The following is a 3797-nucleotide window of genomic DNA, read 5'->3' as shown; positions in this document are numbered from 1 at the left end:
GGGGTGGACCATGGGGACGGGGTAAGTGGTTCATTGGGAGTCATCCCAATGAACCACTTACCCCGTCCCCATGGTCCACCCCTGTCTTGTTTTTATTTTTTAGGCAAACTTGTACATATACAACTTGGATAAATTGTACATTGTGTTTATTGACATGTGGTGCGGGAAATTTTATGCTGAAATAGCAGTAAATAAGCAGAATTTATAGGGTGAAAAAGTGTCTAAATACAAACAGGTTATTAAATGGCTAACAGAAAAAATCGATACAGGTAAGCTCTCTCCCGGGGAAAAGATCCCTTCGGAAAATGAACTGTGTGAGACCTTTGGGCTTAGCCGCCAGACGGTAAGGCACGCTATCTCCAAGCTTGTGGATGACGGCCTTGTGGAGACCAGGCAGGGCAGTGGTACTTTCGTATCAGACCAGAGAGCTGCTGAAGGGGAGAGGAACGTGATCGCAGTTGTCACAACTTATGTTGATGACTACATCTTTCCCAGTACCATCAGGGGCATAGAGAGTACCTTAAGTGAAAAGGGTTATTCCATGCTTCTTTCTTTTTCCAACAACACTGTGGGAAAAGAGAGGCAGATCCTTACTGACATATTAAGCAGGAGCGATGTTGCGGGTATTATCATGGAGCCGGTTAAGAGCGCTCTTCCAAGTCCCAATATGGACCTGTACAGGAAGCTCCAGAACAAGGGGGTCAAGATCCTTCTGATAAACAGCTTCTATCCGGAGCTGACACTTCCCCATGTTTCACTTAACGATGCAGAGTGTGCATACAAGGCGGTGAAGGCCCTTATTGATGCAGGTCATGAGAATATCGGATGTGTACTTAAACTGGACGACGGCCAGGGCCGCGAGAGATACAGGGGTTACCTTAAGGCAATCATGGAGGCTGGACTTCCTTTTTCCTATGACCATGTCAACTGGATCGATACCATCGACATCAAGGATGGGAAAAGAGCTCTTTCAAGGACCATGGAGAGACTTAAGGAGTGCAGCGCAGTCTTTTGCTATAACGACCAGGTGGCTGGCATAGTGATAGAAGCTCTTGAGGATAGCGGGATAAAGGTTCCGGAGGAGATGTCCATTGTGGGCATGGATGATTCTGATATAGCAAGGAACGGTGTTAACGGGCTTAAGCTTACATCAATTCCTCACCCCAAGGAGAAGCTTGGGAAAAAGGCTGCTCAGAACATGATAAGGATGATCCATGAAGGTAAGCTTTTATTCAACGCGACATATGAGTTTGAAGAGGATGTAATTCTTAGAGATTCAATATATAAGAGGAAAAAATAAAGGAGGTTTTTATTATGGGAGATGCAAAAAAGGCTATTGCGGAGGGAAAGACTTTTCTTGGTATTGAGTTTGGCTCAACCAGGATCAAGGCAGTGCTCACAGATGCTGAGTACAACCCTATCGCGTCAGGGTCACACGGATGGGAGAATAGACTGGATAACGGTATCTGGACTTACACTCTCGATGATGTTTGGGAAGGCCTTAGAGACTGCTATGGTAAGCTCGCTGCAGATGTTGAAAAACAGTACGGCGAAAAGCTTACAACAGTAGGTGCTATGGGCTTTTCAGCAATGATGCACGGCTACATGGCTTTCGACAAGGCTGGAGAGCTTCTTGTTCCATTCCGTACCTGGAGAAATACTATTACAGAGAAGGCTTCAGACGAGCTTACTGAAGTATTTGGATATCACATCCCACAGAGATGGAGTATTGCGCACCTTTATCAGGCAATACTTAACGGTGAAGAGCACGTTTCAAAGATCGACTTTTTCACAACTCTTGCAGGCTATGTTCACTGGCAGCTTACAGGGGAGAAGGTTCTTGGCGTTGGTGATGCTTCCGGAATGTTCCCTATTGATTCTGCAACTTGCAGCTACAACGAAAAGATGCTGGATCAGTTTGATGAGCTTATTGCTGGTAAGAACTTTGAATGGAAGATAAGAGACATCATTCCAAAGTCACTTCCAGCTGGCGCATCAGCAGGAAAGCTCACAGAAGAAGGCGCTAGGAAGCTTGATCCAACAGGAACACTTAAGGCAGGCATCGCAGTTTGTCCTCCAGAGGGAGATGCTGGAACAGGAATGGTTGCCACAAACTCAGTAGGAGTAAGAACTGGTAACATCTCAGCTGGAACTTCAGTATTTTCAATGGTTGTTTTGGAGCACAGCCTTTCAAAGGCTTATCCAGAGCTTGACCTTGTTACAACTCCTTCAGGAGAAGAAGTTGCCATGGTTCACTGCAACAACTGCACATCAGATCTTAACGCATGGGTTGGACTGTTCAGAGAGTTTGCAGGAGCAATTGGTAAGGACGTTGACGACGATACTCTTTACGGGACACTTTACCGGAAGGCTATGGAAGGAGATGCTGACTGCGGCGGACTTCTTGCATATAACTATTTCTCAGGTGAGAGCATCACTGGCTTTAACGAGGGAAGACCTCTGTTTGTAAGAAGACCAGATGACAAGTTCAATCTCTCAAACTTCATGAGAACACACCTTTACACAGCTCTTGGAGCCCTTAAGGTTGGTAACGATATCCTTATGAAGGAAGAAAATGTAAAGGCTGATTTCTTCTTTGGTCAGGGCGGATTCTTTAAGGTCAGAGGTGTTGGTGACAGAGTAATGGCAGCAGCCCTTAACACATCCATCAAGCTCATGGAGACAGCAGGAGAGGGCGGTCCATGGGGACAGGCAATCCTTGCAGGATACATGTGCCAGAAGGAAGATGGCGAGACCCTTGAAAACTACTTAAAGAACAAAGTGTTTGTAGGTGGTAAGGTTGAGACCTGTGATCCGGATCCTGCAGATGTAAAGGGATTTGATAAGTTCATGGAAGATTACAAGGCTGGTCTTGCAGTAGAGAGAGCAGCAGTAGATTCACTTTAAGTAATCACTTGGCGAGGTTTTTTCGAGCTTAGTGTACTACTTAGTTCCGGGGAGCGAAGCGACAGCGGAACTTCCTTATTGATTACAAGATAGCAATAATTAGGTCGCATTTTATAATGCGGCCTAATACAATGATTATGGAGAAAATGAAATGTTAGAAGAACTTAAGAAAAAAGTATATGAGGCAAATATTCTTTTGCCCAAGTATAACCTTGTAACCTTCACCTGGGGTAATGTCAGCGAGATTGACAGAGAAAGCGGCCTTTTTGTAATTAAGCCAAGTGGTGTTGACTACGATACTATGACTCCTGATGATATGGTGGTCATGGACCTTGATGGCAACAAGGTGGAAGGTAAGCTTAACCCATCATCAGACACACCAACTCATGTTGAGATCTATAAGGCATTTAAGGATGTGGGAGGTGTTGTTCACACACATTCATCCTATGCAACCAGCTGGGCTCAGGCAGGCAGGAGCATTCCATGCTACGGAACCACACATGCTGACTACTTCTACGGCGAGATCCCTTGCGTAAGATGTCTTAACAAGGATGAGATCGAGACTGCTTATGAAGAGAATACAGGACACCTCATCGTCAATGAATTTAACCTTATGGGAAAAGATCCTGTGGCTGTACCTGCAGTTCTTTGCAAGAATCATGGAGTATTTACCTGGGGAAAAGATGCTCATGAGGCAGTTCACAACGCAGTAGTTACTGAAGAAGTTGCCAAGATGGCCTATAGGTGCGAGGTTATAAATCCAGAAGTTAAGCCTGCTCCACAGGAACTTCAGGACAAGCACTACTACAGAAAACACGGAGCTAACGCTTACTATGGCCAGGGATCCGCAAAATAACTAAGCATCAAATCTGGCCAAGGTGTGTTACAAT

Annotated in this window: 3 protein-coding genes; all 3 read left to right on the top strand. The window is 45.2% G+C overall.

Going from position 1 to position 3797, the window contains the following annotated elements:
• Positions 1 to 217 precede the first annotated feature (217 nt).
• The 3 genes from J6I68_RS05370 (at position 218) to J6I68_RS05360 (ending at position 3763) form a co-directional block, all read left to right on the top strand.
• Positions 218 to 1300, top strand: coding sequence for a GntR family transcriptional regulator (locus tag J6I68_RS05370; protein ID WP_292218194.1), 1083 nt, complete (start codon positions 218 to 220; stop codon positions 1298 to 1300).
• A gap of 14 nt (positions 1301 to 1314) precedes the next feature.
• Complete coding sequence (locus tag J6I68_RS05365) at positions 1315 to 2907, top strand: xylulokinase (protein WP_292218192.1); 1593 nt, start codon at positions 1315 to 1317, stop codon at positions 2905 to 2907.
• A 151-nt stretch (positions 2908 to 3058) separates the two neighbouring features.
• Complete coding sequence (locus J6I68_RS05360; RefSeq protein ID WP_292218191.1) at positions 3059 to 3763, top strand: L-ribulose-5-phosphate 4-epimerase; 705 nt, start codon at positions 3059 to 3061, stop codon at positions 3761 to 3763.
• The last annotated feature ends 34 nt before the right edge of the window (positions 3764 to 3797 follow it).

The sequence above is a fragment of the Butyrivibrio sp. genome (assembly GCF_017940685.1).
GTDB lineage: Bacteria > Bacillota > Clostridia > Lachnospirales > Lachnospiraceae > Butyrivibrio.
Note: the sequence above shows the minus strand (reverse complement) of the source record. Positions and strands in the feature narration are given on the sequence as shown.

Coding starts and splice junctions, on each gene's coding strand:
- J6I68_RS05365 (WP_292218192.1), top strand. CDS start 1,315: ATGGGAGATGCAAAAAAGGCTATTGCGGAGGGAAAGACTTTTCTTGGT.
- J6I68_RS05360 (WP_292218191.1), top strand. CDS start 3,059: ATGTTAGAAGAACTTAAGAAAAAAGTATATGAGGCAAATATTCTTTTG.